This window comes from Frigoribacterium sp. PhB118, assembly GCF_003751725.1.
Lineage (GTDB): Bacteria > Actinomycetota > Actinomycetes > Actinomycetales > Microbacteriaceae > Frigoribacterium.
In genome coordinates, this window is sequence record NZ_RKID01000005.1 from 191,172 (window position 1) to 207,162 (window position 15,991).

The following is a 15,991-nucleotide window of genomic DNA, read 5'->3' on the forward strand; positions in this document are numbered from 1 at the left end:
CCCACGAACTACGGTCGCGCGGGCGGCCCGGCCGGCGGGTCGAGCGGCCCGTCGGGCAGCGCCGCGTCGGGCAGCGGCTCGGTCACGGCCGTCGACGAGAACGGCGGCAGCGGCTCGGTCGGCAGCGGCAGCGTAGGGTTGCTCGGCACCTCGATCGTCATCGGGATGCTCACCGTGACGATGGTCGGCCCGCCCTGCGGGCTGCTGATGTCGAGGAAGCCGCCGAGGCCCACCAGGCGCTCCTGCACCCCGGCGAGACCGTGGCCGTCGCGCAGGCCGGCGCCGCCGCGCCCGTCGTCGGTCACGACGAGCTCGAGCAGGGTGCCGATGCCGTCGGGAGCCTGCCTCGTGCGCAGCACGAGGTCGGCGCTGGCCGCCCCGGCGTGCTTGCCCGTGTTCGTCACCAGTTCGGACGCGATGAAGTACGCGTTGCGCTCGATGTCGCTCGGGATCACGACGTGCGCGGGCACCCGGTCGAGCATCGTGGTGGGCACCACCGAGCGGTCGACGAGCGACTCGAGCGCCGCCACGAGGCCCCGGTCCATCAACAACGGAGGCGCGAAACCGCGGGACAGGGCACGCAGCTCCTCGAGGGCCTCGCGGGACTGGACCCGCGCCTCCTCGATGAGGGTCTTGCTCTTCTCGGGGTCGGTGTCGACGGCGCGGGACGCCGCGGCGAGGTCCATCTGCAGACGCACCAGACGCTGTTGCGGTCCGTCGTGGATGTCGCGCTCGAGCCGGCGGAGGGCCGTGCCCTCGGCCGACAGGGCGGCCGTGCGCGAGATCTCACGGTCGGCGAGCTCGACCTCGAGCTGCTCGCTGCGGAACCCCCCGAGCATGACGGCGGCGATCGCCTGGTGCATGACGACGAACCCGTGCACGACGTAGGGATAGACGAGCACGACGCCCGCGAAGAGCGCGAGGGCGAGGACGACGAGCACCGCGCCTCCGCCGTTGCCGATCGCGGACGCCCAGTTGAAGGTGTCGAACGGCGGCAACGCCTGGAAGACGAGCACGACCCCCAGGACGGCGAGCACCGGGCCGGCCAGGAGACCCACGAGGACGAAGGACGTGAAGCCCGCCACGATCGGGAACACCACGACGCCGTAGAGCAGGTACAGCCAGTAGTGCGGGTTGGCGAAGACCGAGACGGCCCGCGCGAAGCGGTTCGTCGACCGGCCCCACTCGGTGTTCGGCGTCCAGTCGACGGGGCGGATGGGTCGGTCGCTGGCCCACCGCAGGCGGAGCACCTCGAAGGTGCCGAACCACCGGGCGATCCAGAGCGCGCCGAAGACGACGATCGCGAGGAAGACGAGGGTGAACAGCGAGTCGCTCGACCCGCTGACTGTGTGCAGGAACAACGAGGCGGCCACCGTCACGATGACGACGAGGACGGCCGACAGGGCGACGTAGCCGAGTTCACGGGGCAGTTCGCGCCAACGGCGTCGGTAGCCACCGGGTGGGGGCGGGGGCGAGAGGTAGGGGTTGGCGGCGGTGATGGTGGTCTCCTGGATCATGCCTTCGAGCCTGGTCCGGACGGGGCGTCCACCCCATGGTGCCAGCGCCCGGACCGCCGGTGGGGTTATCCCCCCTCACGACCCGTGGTGAGGTGAGGCTGGCCTAGGTGAGCCGAGCCTCAGCTTGCTTGCGGAATTCTCCCAGACGTCTAGCGTTGCCTCCATCGTCTAGGAAAGGACCACGTCATGACCGACATCACCCGCACCGTCCCCCAGGGTTCCGTCGACCCCGACGTCGCCGCCGGCGTCGCCCAGTTCCTCAGCCAGATCGTCACCGACATGACGGCCCTGTCGGTCAACGGCAAGCAGGCCCACTGGCACGTGCGCGGCATCGCGTTCGTCGCCGTCCACGAACTCATCGACGTGGTCGTCGACCACGCCCGCGAGTGGGCCGACCTCGCCGCCGAGCGCGTCGTCGCCCTCGGCCTGCCGGTCGACGGACGCATCGAGACCGTCGCCGCCAAGACGGTCATCCCCCCCACCTCCCCCGGCTTCAACCAGATCGACGTCACGATCGCCGAGCTGGTCGCCCAGATCGACGCCTCGCTCGTCGCCGTCCGCGAGGCCATCGACGAGCTCGGCGAGCTCGACGCCTCGAGCCAGGACGTCGCCATCGAGATCTCGCGGGGCCTCGAGAAGGACCGCTGGTTCCTCGCCGCGCACGTCGCCGGCTGACCCGTCCCGCCGGACGGACGAAGGCCGCCACCCTGCACGGGGTGGCGGCCTTCGCCGTGTCGGGTCGGCACCGCCTCGTCAGAGCGTGCGGTGCGTCCACCGACCCGCCAGGACCGTGCCGACGACGGGCATCCGGCGCAGCTGGTCGTCCGACGCGGCGAGCGGATCGACCTCGGTGACCACGAGATCGGCGACGGAGCCGACCTCGACCGTGGCTCGACCGCCCGTCGAGGCGGCGAGCGCCGCCGAGGCGACCAGTCGCTGTTCGGGGTGCCACGCCTCGCGTCCGTCGCGCGAGCGCGAGATCGCCGCGGCCATCGCCACCCAAGGATCGAGCGGGGCGACCGGCGCATCCGAACCCAGCTGCAGGCGGACGCCGGCGGCGACGAGGCTCTCGAAGACGTAGGCCCGCTCGGAGCGGCCCGCCCAGAGCCGGTCGACGACGTCGCGGTCGTCCATGGCGTGCTCGGGCTGCACGCTGGCCACGATGCCGAGGCGCGCGAACCGGTCGACGTCGTGCGCGTCGAGCAGTTGGGCGTGCTCGATGCTCCCGCCGCAGCCGACCAGCTCGAGGGCGTCCAGTGCCTGGGCGTTCGCGGCGTCCCCGATCGCGTGCACGGCCGGCACGAGTCCCGCCGAGGAGGCGCGGCGCAGCCACCCGACGAGTTCGTCGGTCTCGTAGATGCGCACCCCCCGAGCAGCCGGGTCGCCCTCGAGCCCGGGGTACGGGTCGTGGCACCACGCGGTGCGGGTGCCGAGGGAGCCGTCGGTGATGATCTTGAACGGCCCCATGGTGACGAGGCCCTCGGTGCCCGGGACCACGTCGCCGGTGCGCAGCCCGCGGGCGACGACGGCGTCGAGGTCGCGGGGGTAGACCCCGGGACGGATGCGGAGGCCCCGCGTGCCTCCGGCCACCCGACGTGTCCAGCGGTCGAGCGACAGCGTCATCTCGAGGTCGACGACGCCGACGACCCCCCGTGCGGCGGCCGCGTCGACGGCCTCGGCGACCCACCCGTCGAGCTGTTCGTCCGGTACGACGCTCACCGCGGCGCTGACGTCGAAGGCCGGCTGCTCGCGCAGCAGGCCGGTCGGGTGGTCGGCGTGACCGTGACGGGCCAGGGCGGACGAGTCGAGCCAGACGGAGTGCAGGTCGTTGCTCACGAGGACGACCGGCACGTCACCGGCCACCGAGTCGAGGAGCGCGCGGCTCGGAGCATCGGGCCAGAGGGCGTCCTGGAAGCCGTAGCCGACGAGGGTCCCGCCCGCCTCGACCGGCTCGACGCGGAGGCGCTCCCCCACGATCGAGGCCGCCTCGGCGGCGGACCGTGCCCGCGACAGGTCGAGTCGTCGGCGCACCAACGCCCACTGGTCCATGTGGACGTGGGAGTCCCAGAGGCCCGGGGCGAGCCAGCGGCCGTCGAGGTCGACCACCTCGGCACCGACGGGGGCGGGGCCGGACGCGAGCGCGACGACCCGGCCACCCTCGAGCAGGACGTCCACGGGAGCGGGTCCGCCGCCGACCAGGCGGGCGCCCGTCAGGAGCGTGCGCCGCGCCTCCTCGGCCCGGGTTCCTGCGCCGACCGTCATCGGTCGCGCACCCGGCGCATCTCGGCGGCGAGCGCCGGCTGCGCGTAGTGCTCGCCGTGCTCGAGCTCGTCCACGATGCGGTCGACGACCTCGGGTGCCTTGTTCTGGCTCAGCTTGGCGCGGGCGTCGAACCGGGTCACGCGCAGCCGGATGCCGACGGTGCCCTTCGCGACCCGGCGAGAGCCCTCGTCGTCGAGGGTGAGGGTCGAGGGCTCGGGCATGACGCGCTCGAAGTGGTCGACGAGCTCGCCCAGCACGCGGAAGTTCTCGTCGTCCGAGAGGATCTCGGGGGTGCCCCAGAGGTGCGCCGTGACGTGGTTCCAGGTGGGGATGATCTGCTCGGCCGGGTACCAGCCGGGTGAGACGTAGCCGTGCGGGCCCTGGACGATCACCATGACCTCGTGCTCGCCCAGTTCGTGCGAGCGCTCGTCCGGACGACCGACGTGGCTGACGAGCACGATGGCCCCCGGGTCGGCGTCGTCCTGCTCGAGCACGACGGGGTAGTGCGACGCGACGAGACCGGCCGCCGTGTGCGACACGATCGTCGCCCACGGGTTCTCGTGGATCAGCCTCTTGACCTCGTCGACGTCGGACAGGACGAACGTGGGGGTGTGCCGCATGCGATCAAGTCTGGTCGGTCGGGCACCAGTACAGCTTGCGACCCGCGGCCATCTCCATCACGACGTTCGTCCCGCAGACCCGGCAGGGCAGACCCTCGCGGTGGTAGACCCAGTGCCGGTCGGCCCGGCTGCGCAGGGCCTTGGCGTGCTGGGACTTGGTGAGACCGTCCATGGTCATCATCTGGCCGAGCTCCACGCCGCTCTTGAGCAGCTTCGTCCAGTCTTTGTAGAGGGCGCGCAGCACCTCTTCGGGGACCTGGTTGCCGGGAGTGTGCGGGTCGAGCCGGGCCCGGAACAGCAGCTCGGCCCGGTAGATGTTGCCGATGCCGCTGACCACGCTCTGGTCCATCAGCAACAGGCCGATCGGGGTGCGCTTCTTGCCCGCGATCGACACGAAGCGGTCGGCGCCCTTCTTCGGCGAGTCGACGAGGGGGTCGGGACCGAGCTTGGAGATCGCCAGGTCGACCCCGGCCGCGTCGAGCACCTCGCACTTCGTCGGGCCACGGAGGTCGCCGACCGCGGTGTCGGTCAACAGCCGCACGCGCACCTGCCCGACGGGCTCGGGCGGGAACGAGTCGATGTCGTCCTCGGTCTTCTCCTGCTCGGCCATGCGCACGCGAGACCGGCGTGGCGCCCCGATGCTGGCCATCGAGTCCTCGCCGTCGTCGTCGGGGGCGTTCTCGGCCTTGCGGGTGGCCGCCCGGCGAGTCCGGGACTCGGCCATCGAATGGCCCGTGGCGATGGCGCCCGCGAAGTCCCACGCGCCATAGAGCCCGAGGTGCACGTGCAGCCACAGGCCGTTGTCGAACTCGAGGAACATCTGCTTGCCGACGGCCTTGGAGTCGACCATCGTGGCGCCGTCGAGCCTCGTCGCCCCGTCGGCGAACCGACCCTGGGGCGAACTCACCCGGACTCGGTGGCCGACGAAGCTCTGCTCGAACTGGTTGGCGATGCGGTGGACGGAATGGCCCTCGGGCACGGCGACACCTCTCTCGGTGGTCGATGGAACGGTCTCGGGCGTGTCGCCGGAGACGACGGAGCGGCGAGGCCCCGGTCGGGGTCCCGCCGCTCTCGACGTTACGTCGTCAGTCGACCGGGTGACCGGCGATGGCGCCCGTGGTCTCGTACTCGCCGACCTGCGCGATGCGGCGCACGTGGCGTTCGTCGTGGCTGAACGGCTCGGCGACGAAGGCGTCGATGAACGCCAGGGCCTCGGCCTCGGTGTGCTGGCGCGCCCCGATCGCGATGACGTTCGCGTCGTTGTGCTGGCGGGCGAGCTTGGCGGTCGAGTCGTTCCAGACCAGGGCGGCACGGACGCCCTCGACCTTGTTCGCGGCGATCTGCTCGCCGTTGCCCGAGCCGCCGAAGACGACGCCCAGCGCCTCGTGGCCGGCACGCTGGTCGCGCACGGTCGCCCGGGCCGCCGCGATGCAGAACGACGGGTAGTCGTCGAGGGGCTCGTAGCTCGTCGGACCGTGGTCGGTCACGTCGTGGCCCGCGTCGGTGAGGTGCTGGATGACGGTCGTGCTGAAGTCGAGGCCGGCGTGATCGGTCGCCACGTGGATGCGCATGGAAACGATCCTACGACCGGCTCAGTCGAAGATCGGCCCGACCGTGCGCGTGCGCTTGATCTCGAAGAAGCCGGGGTACGAGGCCACGGCGACGACTCCGTCCCACAGCCGCAGCGCCTCCTCGCCCTTCGGCGCCGGAGAGATGACGGGGCCGAAGAAGGCGACGCCGTCGACCGAGATGACGGGCGTGCCGACGTCCTGGCCGACTCGGCCGATGCCGTCGAAGTGGCTGGCACGCATCTGCTCGTCGTACTCGTCGCCGTCCGCGTACCGCGCGAAGTCGGCGGGCAGTCCGACCTCGGCCACGGCACCGGCGATGACGACGTCGCCGTCCTTCTCGCCCTCGTGGTGGATGCGGGTGCCGAGGGCGTCGTAGAGCGGCTTGACGATCTGCTGACCGTGGAGTTCACCTGCGGCCGTGACGAGCCGCGTGTAGCGCAGCATGCGGGCGAAGTTCGCCTTGTACTCGTCGCTGACGTCGGCGTCCTCGTTGAGGACCGCGAGGCTCATCACGTGGAAGGTGACGTCGAGGTCACGGTGCTTCGCGACCTCGTCGACCCAGCGGCTGGTCATCCAGGCCCAGGGGCACGACGGGTCGAACCAGAAGTCGACGACGGTGTGGGACGCGGGAGCGGGGGTGTCGGTCATGCCCTCAGTCAACACCCCGGCGTCGTACAGCCGGTCTAGGCTTTCAGCGGACCACGAGTCCCCCCTCACCCCCCAGACGGATGGAGCCAGCGTGCCCGGAGAGAACCTCACCCGCGTCGAGGCGCAAGAGCGCAAGAACGTCGTCGACGTGCAGTCGTACGAGATCGCCCTCGACCTGACCCGCGGCGACGAGGTGTTCGGCAGCTCGACCACCGTGCGCTTCACCGCCACCCCCGGAGCGTCGACCTTCATCGACGCGCTCACCCGCACCGTGCACTCGGTGACCCTCAACGGCACCGCGCTCGACGTCGACGCGGTCTCCGACGGCGTGCGCATCCAGCTGGCCGAGCTGGCCGCCGAGAACGTGCTCGAGGTCGTCGCCGATGCCGAGTACACCAACACCGGCGAGGGCCTGCACCGGTTCGTCGACCCGGTCGACGGCGAGGTCTACCTCTACTCGCAGTTCGAGGTGCCCGACAGCCGCCGCGTCTTCGCGGTCTTCGAGCAGCCCGACCTCAAGGCGACGTTCCAGTTCACGGTCACCGCACCCACACGCTGGCAGGTCGTCAGCAACCAGCCCACGCCCGAACCCGTCGTCGACGGTGAGACCGGCACCTGGACCTTCTCGCCCACGCCCGTGCTCTCGAGCTACGTCACGGCGATCATCGCCGGCCCGTACGACGTGGTCCGCAGCGACCTCACCAGTTCCGACGGCCGCACGATCCCGCTCGGCATCTTCACGCGCCGATCCCTCACCGAGTACCTCGACGCCGACTACATCTTCGAGAAGACCCGTCAGGGCTTCGCCTACTACGAAGAGAAGTTCGACTACGCGTACCCCTTCGACAAGTACGACCAGCTCTTCGTGCCCGAGTTCAACGCCGGTGCCATGGAGAACGCGGGTGCCGTCACCTTCGTCGAGACTTACGTCTTCCGCAGCAAGGTGACCGACGCCATCAAGGAACGCCGCGTCGTCACGATCCTCCACGAGCTCGCGCACATGTGGTTCGGCGACCTCGTCACGATGAAGTGGTGGAACGACCTCTGGCTGAACGAGTCGTTCGCCGAGTGGGCCTCGACCATCTCGACCGCCGAGGCGACCGAGTGGACCGAGGCCTGGACCACCTTCCAGGCGATGGAGAAGAGCTGGGCCTACCGCCAGGACCAGCTGCCGTCGACGCACCCCGTCGTCGCCACGATCAACGACCTCGAGGACGTCCAGGTCAACTTCGACGGCATCACCTACGCCAAGGGCGGGTCGGTGCTCAAGCAGCTCGTCGCCTGGGTGGGCATCGACGCCTTCTACGCCGGCGTCGCCGCGTACTTCAAGAAGCACCACCACTCGAACACCGAGCTGAGCGACCTGCTCGTCGAACTCGAGGCCACCTCGGGCCGCGAGTTGACCAGCTGGTCGAAGCTCTGGCTCGAGACCGCGGGCGTCAACACGTTGCGTCCCGAGCTCGAGGTCGACGAGAACGGCGTGATCACCTCGTTCGCCGTGCTCCAGGAGGCGGCCGCCGACCACCCCACCATCCGCCCGCACCGCCTCGCCATCGGCCTCTACGCCCTGCAGGGCGACGCCCTGGTCCGCACCGACCGCGTCGAGATCGACGTGGACGGCACCCGTACCGAGGTCCCCGAGCTGGTCGGCCTGAACCGCGGCGACCTCGTGCTGATCAACGACGACGACCTCGCCTACGCGAAGATCCGACTCGACGAGGTGTCGCTCGCCACGGCCATCGCCCACCTCTCGAAGATCTCGAACCCGCTGGCCCGCGCCCTCGTCTGGGGCTCGGTCTGGGACGCGACGCGCGACGCCGAGACCTCGGCCTCGGACTACGTGCGTCTCGTGCTCGACAACATCGCGACCGAGACCGAGTCGACGACGATCCGCACCACGCTCTCACAGCTGCTGCAGACCGCCCGCAGCTACGTCGCCCCCGCGCGCCGCACCTCCACGATCACCGAGGTCGGCGATGGCCTCTGGGCCCTCGCCCAGGGTGCCGAGGCCGGGTCGGACGCCCAGTTCCAGTTCGTCACCTTCTTCGCCGCGATCGCGTCGACCGAGACCCACCGGGAGGCGCTGGCCGGCCTGCTCGACGGATCGCTCGCCCTCGAGGGCCTCACCGTCGACACCGACCTGCGCTGGCAGCTCCTCGAGGGCCTCGTGCTCGTCGGCGGTGCCGGTGAGGCCGAGATCGACGCCGCCCTCGCCGAGGACAACACGGCGAACGGCGCCCAGGCCGCCGCGCGGGCCCGCGCGACGATCGCGACCACCGAGGGCAAGCTCGCCGCCTTCGCGTCGGTCGTCGACAGCGCCGAGCAGCCCAACGCCATCGTCCGGGCGACGACCCTCGGGTTCCAGCACACGAACGACCCGGCGATCCTGCAGCCGCTCGTCGAGCGCTACTTCTCGTCGCTTACCGGCATCTGGGAGTCGCGCAGCTACCACATCGCCGACACCCTCGTCTCGGGGCTGTACCCGGCCGGCCTCGCCGACCAGGCGCTCGTCGACGCGTCGTACGCCTGGCTCGAGGCGAATCCCGAGACGCCGGCCCTGCGCCGCATCGTGAGCGAGAGCGTCGCGGGCGTCGAGCGGGCCCTGCGGGTGCAGGCGGTCGACCAGCAGTAGTCGGGCCCCGGGTCGCGCGACGACCCGACGACCGACCCGGACGGCGGGCCCTCCCACAGGGCCCGCCGTTCCGGCGTCCAGGCACCTCCCGGGTGGGGTTGCGGCGGCATGCTTGACTTGTCGCTCATATGGACCTCCTCCTCGCTGCCGCCACCGACCCCGCCGCGCCGATCGCCTTCGACTGGGACGCCTTCTGGACGATGTGGCGCGTTCCCATCCGCATCGTGGCGATCCTGCTCGTCGCGGTGCTGTTGCGCGTCGCCCTGCACTTCACCATCCGGCGGGTCGTCGACCAGGTCGTGAACGGCATCAAGCGCAAACAGAACGTCGACGACACGCAGGCCCTCATGGCCTCGCCGCTGCAGGCCGTCCGGGTCGTCCAGCGCACCCGCACGCTCGGCAGCGTGCTGAACAACGTGGTGACGGTCGTCGTCGCGGGCATCGCGCTCGTGTTGATCCTCGGCGAACTGAACTTCAACGCCGTCGCGATCGTCAGCGCGGCGGGCGTGGTCGGTGCCGGACTCGCGTTCGGCGCCCAGAACATCGTCAAGGACATGCTCAACGGCATCTTCATGGTCGCCGAAGACCAGCTGGGGGTGGGCGACGTCGTCGACGTCGGGCCCGCGGCCGGCGTCGTCGAGGCCGTCGGCATCCGCGTCACGCAGATCCGCGACGTGAACGGCGTGCTGTGGTTCGTCCGCAACGGCGAGATCCTGCGCGTGGGCAACATGTCGCAGGGCTGGACGCGCGTGGTCATCGACCTCGCCGTGCCCTACTCCGCCGACGTCGACCAGGTGCAGGACGCCATGTTGAACACCGCGAACGAGCTCGCCGCGATCCCGAAGTGGAGGCGCGCCATCATCGACCAGCCCGAGGTCTGGGGAATCCAGTCGATCGCCGAGGAGCACGTGGTCATCCGCATCGTCGCCAAGACACGGTCCGCCGACCGTGACAACGTCGACCGGGAGCTGCGGTCCCGTCTCAAGAAGACCCTGGACGCCATGGACATCGTGCTGCCCTCGCTGACGAGCGTCGTCCTCACCGGCTTCGACAGCGCCTCCTCGGTCCAGGGCGCCCGGGCGCCCCGCACGGCGCCGACGCCCCACGTGCCGCGGAGCAAGCGCAAATGACCGACCTCCCGCTGACGCCGCGCCCGTCCACCGCTCAGCCCGTGACTCCCCCGCCGTCGGCCGTGCCGGTCACCGTCCGGCGGGGCCTCGGTGACGACGCCGCCCAGGGCAACTTCTGGGAGCAGATCGGTGGGCGGCCGACCTTCGAGAAGTTGGTCCGCCGCTTCTACGAGGGCGTTCGGACCGACGAGGTGCTCTGGCCGATGTACCCGGAAGCGGATCTCGAGGGCGCGATCCAACGCTTGACGGGGTTCCTCGAGCAGTACTGGGGCGGCCCCACCACCTACAGCCAGGAGCGCGGGCACCCCCGCCTGCGCATGCGGCACATGCCGTTCCGGGTGACGCCCGAGGCACGTGACCACTGGCTGCAGCACATGCGGGTGGCCGTCGACGAACTCGAACTCGCTCCGCTCGACGACGCGATGCTCTGGGGCTACCTGGATCGCGCTGCGCAGGCCATGGTCAACACGTTCGAGCGCTGACCGCCCACCGCCGGGCCGCCCGCTTCGGACCGCCCACCGCCGGGCCGATCGTCAGAGCAGGGACGAGCGCCGCTTGACGAGCACGTGGCCCTTGGGCGTCGTGAGGCGGGTCCACGTGCCGGTCTCGAACACGGCGACCTCGTCCTCGCCGTCGAGGAATCCCAGGCTGAGGGCACCGAAGCCGGCTCCGGCGGGAACCCCCTCGGCACCCTCGACGGGGGCCGACCACACGTCGGCTCGCACCCGGTGCACGATCTGCTCACCGGTGCCCGTGGGGATCGCCTCGGCGACGCGGGCGATTCCGGCCTCGGCGGTCGATCGGAGGCGGTCGGCCTCGATCGGGCCGAGTCGCGTCCAGCCCCCGCGCGGCGGCGAGATCGCTGCCCAGGTCACGGTGTTGACCGTGGCGGGCACGGACACGGTGACCGCAGCGGTCGGGTCGACGACGTCGTTCTGCAGGCGTACGAGGCGCTCCTTCAGCGACCGGACCGGGACCACGGCGTCGAACTCGGGGCGGTCGTCGAGTTGGAAGGTGCGGAGCCCCAGCACGGTAGGGCTCGAGTCGAGCAGACCCATCGGGTAGAACACGGCGACGTAGACGGCCAGGACACCGGAGCCGGCGATGAGCCGGACCGAGCCGTCCTCCACCCGGCCCGCACGCCCGAGATAGGTCGCGAGATCGCTGAGGGACAGGGAGTCGGGGAGGGTGAATGCGTCGTTCATCGGCCCCCTAAACTACATCGCGTGACCGACGATCCGCTGCAGAGCCTGCTGTCCACCCTCGACCTCTCGCCGGCGGGCAACGTCGGTGGTCAGGACGTCTTCACGGGTGGGTCACAGCCCGAGCCGCTCGGTCGCGTGTTCGGCGGCCAGGTCGCCGCGCAGGCCCTCGTCGCCGCCCAGCGCACCGTCGGCGGCGGACGCGACGTCCACTCGCTGCATTCGTACTTCCTGCGGCCCGGCGACCTCACCATCCCCATCACGTTCACGGTCGACCGCATCCACGACGGCCGGTCGTTCGCGACCCGTCGCACCCAGGCGTCGCAGGACGGCGTGCCGATCTTCTCGATGATCGCGTCCTTCCAGACCCCCGACGAGGGGCTCGACCACCAGGTCCACATGCCCTCCGGCCTGCCCGATCCCGAGGACGTCCCGAGCGACGCCGAGTTGCTGTCCGCGGTCGACAACCCCGTCGCCCAGTCGTGGGCCCGGCGGCCGTTCGACATGCGCCACGTGCCGTCGCCGGTCTTCTTCAGCGTCGAGGGCGACCACGTCGCGCACCAGGCCGTCTGGCTCAAGGCCACCGGCCCTCTGCCCGACGACGCCGACCTGCACCGCGCCGCCCTGCTGTACGCGAGCGACTACACGCTCCTCGAACCGATCTACCGCCGTCACGGCGTCGCGTTCGTCACCCCCGGGCTCAAGGCCGCGAGCCTCGACCACGCCATGTGGTGGCACCGTCCCGCCCGCGTCGACGAATGGCTTCTCTACGTGCAAGAGAGCCCCAATGCGGTGGGCGGACGTGGCCTCTCGCTCGGGCGCATCTACGACCGCGCGGGCGCTCTCGTGGCGAGCGTCGCACAAGAGGGCATGGTGCGGGTGCCGCGAGGCTGACCCGCCACGTTCCTGGTCAGCGCCGGCGGAAGGCCAGGGGTTCCTCGACGAACGGCGACCAGGCGTCGCGCTCGACGTCGGAGATGCGCCGGGGCTGATTCGTCGCCGAGTCGACCAGCACGATGGTGGTGGCGGCCTTCGTGAACAGCGTCCGGGGCTCGACGCCCTCGGGCGACCAGACCTCGTAGCAGACCTCGAGGCTCGCCCCGCCGAGTCGCCCGACCCAGATCTGCACGTCGAGCGGGGCCCGCAGGTACGGGATGGGGACGAGGTACTCGAGCTCCTGCCGGGCGATGAGCGTCATCGTCGCGGCGTTCGGACTGCCGTCGAGGACGGCGGCCGAGGACCGTTCGTCGATCGCCCCGTCGGCAGACCAGAACGCGTCGATGCGCGCCTCCTCGAGGAGGCGCAGCATCGACGCGTTGTTCACGTGACGGTACCCGTCGAGATCGCTCCAGCGGACTCGGGTCGGCACGTGCAGGCGGGTCATGACGGTGCGGTGCCGGTCAGTCGCGCGTGAGCTTGCGGTACGTGGCCGAACTCGGCTTCGCCGCGTCGGCGCCGAGGCGCTCGACCTTGTTCTCTTCGTACGCCTCGAAGTTGCCCTCGAACCAGTACCAGTTGGGCGTCCCGTCGTCGTTCAGGCCCTCCCACGAGAGGATGTGCGTGGCGATCCGGTCGAGGAACCACCGGTCGTGAGTGATGACCACGGCGCAGCCGGGGAACTCGAGGAGCGCGTTCTCGAGGCTGCCCAGCGTCTCGACGTCGAGGTCGTTGGTGGGCTCGTCGAGCAGGAGGAGGTTGCCGCCCTGCTTGAGCGTCAGCGCCAGGTTGAGGCGGTTGCGCTCACCACCCGACAGCACGCCGGCCTTCTTCTGCTGGTCGGGACCCTTGAAGCCGAACTGCGACACGTAGGCCCGCGACGGGATCTCGGTCTTGCCGACCTGGATGTAGTCGTGCCCCTCGGAGACGACCTCCCACAGGTTCTTGTTGGGGTCGATGCCGCCACGGCTCTGGTCGACGTACGAGATGTCGACCGTCTCGCCGACCTTGAGCTCGCCACCGTCGAGCGGCTCGAGCCCGACGACCGTCTTGAAGAGGGTGGTCTTGCCGACGCCGTTCGGCCCGATGACGCCGACGATGCCGTTGCGGGGCAGCGTGAACGACAGGTCGTCGATGAGCACACGCTCGCCGAACGACTTGTGGAGCTTCTTGGCGTCGATGACCTGTGAGCCGAGACGCGGGCCCACGGGGATCACGATCTCTTCGAAGTCCAAGGTGCGCGTGCGCTCGGCCTCGTTCGCCATCTCTTCGTAGCGCGCCAGACGCGCCTTCGACTTCGCCTGACGACCCTTGGCATTGCTCCGGACCCACTCGAGCTCGGACGCGAGGCGTTTGGCGAGCTTGGCGTCCTTCTTGCCCTGGACCTGGAGGCGCTCGCCCTTCTTCTCGAGGTAGGTCGAGTAGTTGCCCTCGTAGGGGTAGAGGCGGCCGCGGTCGACCTCGGCGATCCACTCGGCGACGTGGTCGAGGAAGTACCGGTCGTGGGTCACGGCGAGCACGGCGCCGGGGTACTTGCTGAGGTGCTGCTCGAGCCAGAGCACGCTCTCGGCGTCGAGGTGGTTGGTGGGCTCGTCGAGGAGCAGCAGGTCGGGCTTCTGCAGCAGCAGCTTGCACAGCGCGACGCGACGCTTCTCACCACCGGAGAGGTTCGCTACCTCGGCATCGCCCGGAGGCGTGCGGAGGGCCGACATGGCCTGCTCGAGCTGGGAGTCGAGGTCCCAGGCGTCGGCGGCGTCGATCTCTTCTTGGAGGGTGCCCATCTCGGCGAGCAACGCGTCGAAGTCGGCGTCGGGCTCGGCCATGGCGGCCGAGACCTCGTTGAAGCGGTCGAGCTTCTGCTTGATCGGCCCCACGCCCTCTTGCACGTTCTCGAGGACGGTCTTGGTCTCGTCGAGTTCGGGCTCTTGCATCAGGATGCCGACCGAGTAGCCGGGGCTGAGCTTCGCCTCGCCGTTGCTGGGGGTGTCGAGCCCCGCCATGATCTTGAGGATCGTCGACTTGCCGGCGCCGTTCGGCCCCACGACACCGATCTTCGCCCCCGGGATGAACGACATGGTGACGTCGTCGAGGATCAGCTTGTCGCCGACCGCCTTGCGGGCGCGCACCATCGAGTAAATGTATTCGGCCATGACAGCGAGTCTATCGGGCGGGGCCCCGCCCCCGACGTCACCAGTCGATGGCTCGGGTCGACCCGACGAGGCAGGCGCCCGTGCCGAGGACCGGCGCCGTCTGGCTGCTGTAGCCCGCGCCCGAGACCTGCCCGATCAGGCAGTCCTGACCCCAGAGCACCGAGAACTGCACGCTGTCGGCGTCGCGGCCGATCGAGGTCGTGTCGGCGGTGACCTGCATCGTCGACTTGTCGAAGCCTGCGGCCACCAGCGCGTCGACGACGGCGCGCCCACCCGGGCGGGCGTTCGCCGCGACGGTCGCGGCGTTCACCTCGTCGAAGTGGGCCAGCGCCTCGGCCGTCGTGGACGTGGAGGAGAACGGCGGGGCGTCCGTCGACGGGGCGACGGACGACGTCGTCGGTGACGGCTCGGGCGACGAGGTGCACCCCACGAGGGGGATCGCCACGGCCAGCACGATCGCGGCGAGCGCCAGGCCGCGTGGAGGTCTCGAACCGGTCACGGGGGCCCTTCGTCGCTGGCGGCGGCCGCGGGTCGGCGAGCCGTGAGGAGTCTACGGCGTGCCGACCCACGGGCCCGGGACACGGGCGTCACCGGGGTGGTCAGAACGGGGCCGCCACCTCGTCCGCGCCGACGGCCGTGGGAGCACCCCAGTCCGCGCCGTCGTCGGGGATCGCCACCCGGTCGGGGTCCGACGACGCATCCGTCGCTGCACCGTCCGGGGGGCCTCCGTGACCGGTTCCGTGGTCCGCCTCCGTCTCGGGTGCCGAGCCGCTCTCGTCGGAGGCGACGGTGGGATCGCCCCCGCCCGCGGCCGGGGAGGAGCCCGCCGTGGCGGACGAAGCGGACGCCACCCGCCGTTCGAAGGTCGACCTGCCCCAGACGAGGTCGTGACCGACCGCGTCCGCGTCCACCTCCACCGTCATGCCGCTGCGCTCGCCCGACTCCCACGCGCGGATGCGGACGCGCCCCGTGACCACGACCCGCTGCCCCTTGCGGAGGCTGGCCAGCACGTTGTCGGCGAGCTGACGAAAGCACGTCACGGTGTACCAGTTGGTCTCGCCGTCGATCCACTCGCCCTTGACGCGGTCGTACCGTCGCTGCGTCGAGGCGAGTCGGAAACTCGTGATGGAGAGGCCGGTCTGCGTGACGAGGGCCCGGGGGTCGGTCGCGATGATCCCTGTGAGGGTGATGGTGTCTGTCATGACGGGAGTCTCGCGGGGGCGAGGGACCCCCGGGACGGCACCCGCGCCTCCTTGTGGAGAAGGAGGCGCGGGGGCCGCCCGGGGGACGACACGACGACAAGTCGTCCGGGGACGACCGGGG

General features: G+C 70.7%; 16 protein-coding genes. 5 read left to right on the top strand and 11 right to left on the bottom strand.

The genetic code is table 11. From position 1 onward, the window contains the following. Nucleotides 1-8 precede the first annotated feature (8 nt). Nucleotides 9-1,517 carry a sensor histidine kinase gene (locus EDF21_RS14745; RefSeq protein ID WP_123571862.1) on the bottom strand — a complete coding sequence of 503 codons (1,509 nt, stop codon included), beginning with the start codon at nt 1,515-1,517 and terminating at the stop codon, nt 9-11. 186 nt (nt 1,518-1,703) lie between these two features. Here EDF21_RS14745 and EDF21_RS14750 point away from each other — a divergent pair, with 186 nt between their 5' ends. Then, the gene (locus tag EDF21_RS14750; protein WP_043597026.1) at nt 1,704-2,192 is read left to right on the top strand and encodes a Dps family protein; all 489 of its coding nucleotides are present in this window, start codon (nt 1,704-1,706) and stop codon (nt 2,190-2,192) included. 78 nt (nt 2,193-2,270) lie between these two features. Here the strand turns inward: EDF21_RS14750 and EDF21_RS14755 are convergent, their stop codons facing one another. The 5 genes from EDF21_RS14755 to EDF21_RS14775 all read right to left on the bottom strand — a co-directional run bounded on the left by EDF21_RS14755 (nt 2,271) and on the right by EDF21_RS14775 (nt 6,618). Then, nucleotides 2,271-3,779 carry an amidohydrolase gene (locus EDF21_RS14755; RefSeq protein ID WP_123571863.1) on the bottom strand — a complete coding sequence of 503 codons (1,509 nt, stop codon included), beginning with the start codon at nt 3,777-3,779 and terminating at the stop codon, nt 2,271-2,273. Further along, nucleotides 3,776-4,399, bottom strand: a complete 624-nt coding sequence (locus EDF21_RS14760) for an FMN-binding negative transcriptional regulator (protein ID WP_123571864.1) — start codon at nt 4,397-4,399, stop codon at nt 3,776-3,778. Before EDF21_RS14760 ends, EDF21_RS14755 begins: the two co-directional genes overlap by 4 nt. A 4-nt stretch (nt 4,400-4,403) precedes the next feature. Continuing rightward, on the bottom strand, nt 4,404-5,378 hold the full coding sequence (locus EDF21_RS14765; protein ID WP_123571865.1) for an Fpg/Nei family DNA glycosylase: 975 nt from the start codon (nt 5,376-5,378) through the stop codon (nt 4,404-4,406). Between the two features lie 106 nt (nt 5,379-5,484). Continuing rightward, nucleotides 5,485-5,970, bottom strand: a complete 486-nt coding sequence (locus tag EDF21_RS14770; RefSeq protein WP_043597130.1) for a ribose-5-phosphate isomerase — start codon at nt 5,968-5,970, stop codon at nt 5,485-5,487. A gap of 21 nt (nt 5,971-5,991) precedes the next feature. Continuing rightward, nucleotides 5,992-6,618, bottom strand: a complete 627-nt coding sequence (locus tag EDF21_RS14775; protein ID WP_056048400.1) for a DsbA family protein — start codon at nt 6,616-6,618, stop codon at nt 5,992-5,994. Nucleotides 6,619-6,709: 91 nt separating this feature from the next. On the opposite strand from EDF21_RS14775, the gene pepN reads away from it, so the two are divergent. The 3 genes from pepN (at nt 6,710) to EDF21_RS14790 (ending at nt 10,862) form a co-directional block, all read left to right on the top strand. After that, nucleotides 6,710-9,250: an aminopeptidase N gene (gene pepN / locus EDF21_RS14780; RefSeq protein ID WP_123571866.1), complete on the top strand. Its 2,541-nt coding sequence runs from the start codon at nt 6,710-6,712 to the stop codon at nt 9,248-9,250. A 128-nt stretch (nt 9,251-9,378) separates the two neighbouring features. Continuing rightward, nucleotides 9,379-10,380 carry a mechanosensitive ion channel family protein gene (locus EDF21_RS14785; RefSeq protein WP_056048409.1) on the top strand — a complete coding sequence of 334 codons (1,002 nt, stop codon included), beginning with the start codon at nt 9,379-9,381 and terminating at the stop codon, nt 10,378-10,380. Then, nucleotides 10,377-10,862, top strand: coding sequence for a globin (locus tag EDF21_RS14790; protein WP_123571867.1), 486 nt, complete (start codon nt 10,377-10,379; stop codon nt 10,860-10,862). Before EDF21_RS14785 ends, EDF21_RS14790 begins: the two co-directional genes overlap by 4 nt. A 51-nt stretch (nt 10,863-10,913) precedes the next feature. Here the strand turns inward: EDF21_RS14790 and EDF21_RS14795 are convergent, their stop codons facing one another. Continuing rightward, nucleotides 10,914-11,585: a hypothetical protein gene (locus EDF21_RS14795; RefSeq protein ID WP_056048412.1), complete on the bottom strand. Its 672-nt coding sequence runs from the start codon at nt 11,583-11,585 to the stop codon at nt 10,914-10,916. A gap of 21 nt (nt 11,586-11,606) precedes the next feature. Between EDF21_RS14795 and EDF21_RS14800 the strand changes: the two genes are divergently transcribed. Then, entirely contained in the window at nt 11,607-12,476 is an 870-nt protein-coding gene (locus EDF21_RS14800; protein ID WP_233568526.1) for an acyl-CoA thioesterase II, read from the top strand. A 16-nt stretch (nt 12,477-12,492) separates the two neighbouring features. Here EDF21_RS14800 and EDF21_RS14805 read toward each other — a convergent pair whose 3' ends face one another. From EDF21_RS14805 to EDF21_RS14820, 4 genes are all read right to left on the bottom strand, one after another. Further along, entirely contained in the window at nt 12,493-12,966 is a 474-nt protein-coding gene (locus EDF21_RS14805) for a thioesterase family protein (RefSeq protein WP_056048417.1), read from the bottom strand. 16 nt (nt 12,967-12,982) lie between these two features. Beyond that, the gene (ettA, locus tag EDF21_RS14810) at nt 12,983-14,668 is read right to left on the bottom strand and encodes an energy-dependent translational throttle protein EttA (protein ID WP_056048420.1); all 1,686 of its coding nucleotides are present in this window, start codon (nt 14,666-14,668) and stop codon (nt 12,983-12,985) included. Between the two features lie 37 nt (nt 14,669-14,705). Further along, complete coding sequence (locus EDF21_RS14815) at nt 14,706-15,167, bottom strand: hypothetical protein (protein WP_123571868.1); 462 nt, start codon at nt 15,165-15,167, stop codon at nt 14,706-14,708. A 100-nt stretch (nt 15,168-15,267) separates the two neighbouring features. After that, nucleotides 15,268-15,870 carry a single-stranded DNA-binding protein gene (locus tag EDF21_RS14820; RefSeq protein ID WP_123571869.1) on the bottom strand — a complete coding sequence of 201 codons (603 nt, stop codon included), beginning with the start codon at nt 15,868-15,870 and terminating at the stop codon, nt 15,268-15,270. Nucleotides 15,871-15,991: the final 121 nt, after the last annotated feature.

What these genes read in the sequence shown, in the direction of transcription:
- EDF21_RS14745 (WP_123571862.1), bottom strand. Translation starts at nt 1,517, where the DNA reads ATGATCCAGGAGACCACCATCACCGCCGCCAACCCCTACCTCTCGCCC.
- EDF21_RS14750 (WP_043597026.1), top strand. Translation starts at nt 1,704, where the DNA reads ATGACCGACATCACCCGCACCGTCCCCCAGGGTTCCGTCGACCCCGAC.
- EDF21_RS14755 (WP_123571863.1), bottom strand. Translation starts at nt 3,779, where the DNA reads ATGACGGTCGGCGCAGGAACCCGGGCCGAGGAGGCGCGGCGCACGCTC.
- EDF21_RS14760 (WP_123571864.1), bottom strand. Translation starts at nt 4,399, where the DNA reads ATGCGGCACACCCCCACGTTCGTCCTGTCCGACGTCGACGAGGTCAAG.
- EDF21_RS14770 (WP_043597130.1), bottom strand. Translation starts at nt 5,970, where the DNA reads ATGCGCATCCACGTGGCGACCGATCACGCCGGCCTCGACTTCAGCACG.
- EDF21_RS14775 (WP_056048400.1), bottom strand. Translation starts at nt 6,618, where the DNA reads ATGACCGACACCCCCGCTCCCGCGTCCCACACCGTCGTCGACTTCTGG.
- EDF21_RS14785 (WP_056048409.1), top strand. Translation starts at nt 9,379, where the DNA reads ATGGACCTCCTCCTCGCTGCCGCCACCGACCCCGCCGCGCCGATCGCC.
- EDF21_RS14790 (WP_123571867.1), top strand. Translation starts at nt 10,377, where the DNA reads ATGACCGACCTCCCGCTGACGCCGCGCCCGTCCACCGCTCAGCCCGTG.
- EDF21_RS14795 (WP_056048412.1), bottom strand. Translation starts at nt 11,585, where the DNA reads ATGAACGACGCATTCACCCTCCCCGACTCCCTGTCCCTCAGCGATCTC.
- EDF21_RS14805 (WP_056048417.1), bottom strand. Translation starts at nt 12,966, where the DNA reads ATGACCCGCCTGCACGTGCCGACCCGAGTCCGCTGGAGCGATCTCGAC.
- ettA (WP_056048420.1), bottom strand. Translation starts at nt 14,668, where the DNA reads ATGGCCGAATACATTTACTCGATGGTGCGCGCCCGCAAGGCGGTCGGC.
- EDF21_RS14820 (WP_123571869.1), bottom strand. Translation starts at nt 15,870, where the DNA reads ATGACAGACACCATCACCCTCACAGGGATCATCGCGACCGACCCCCGG.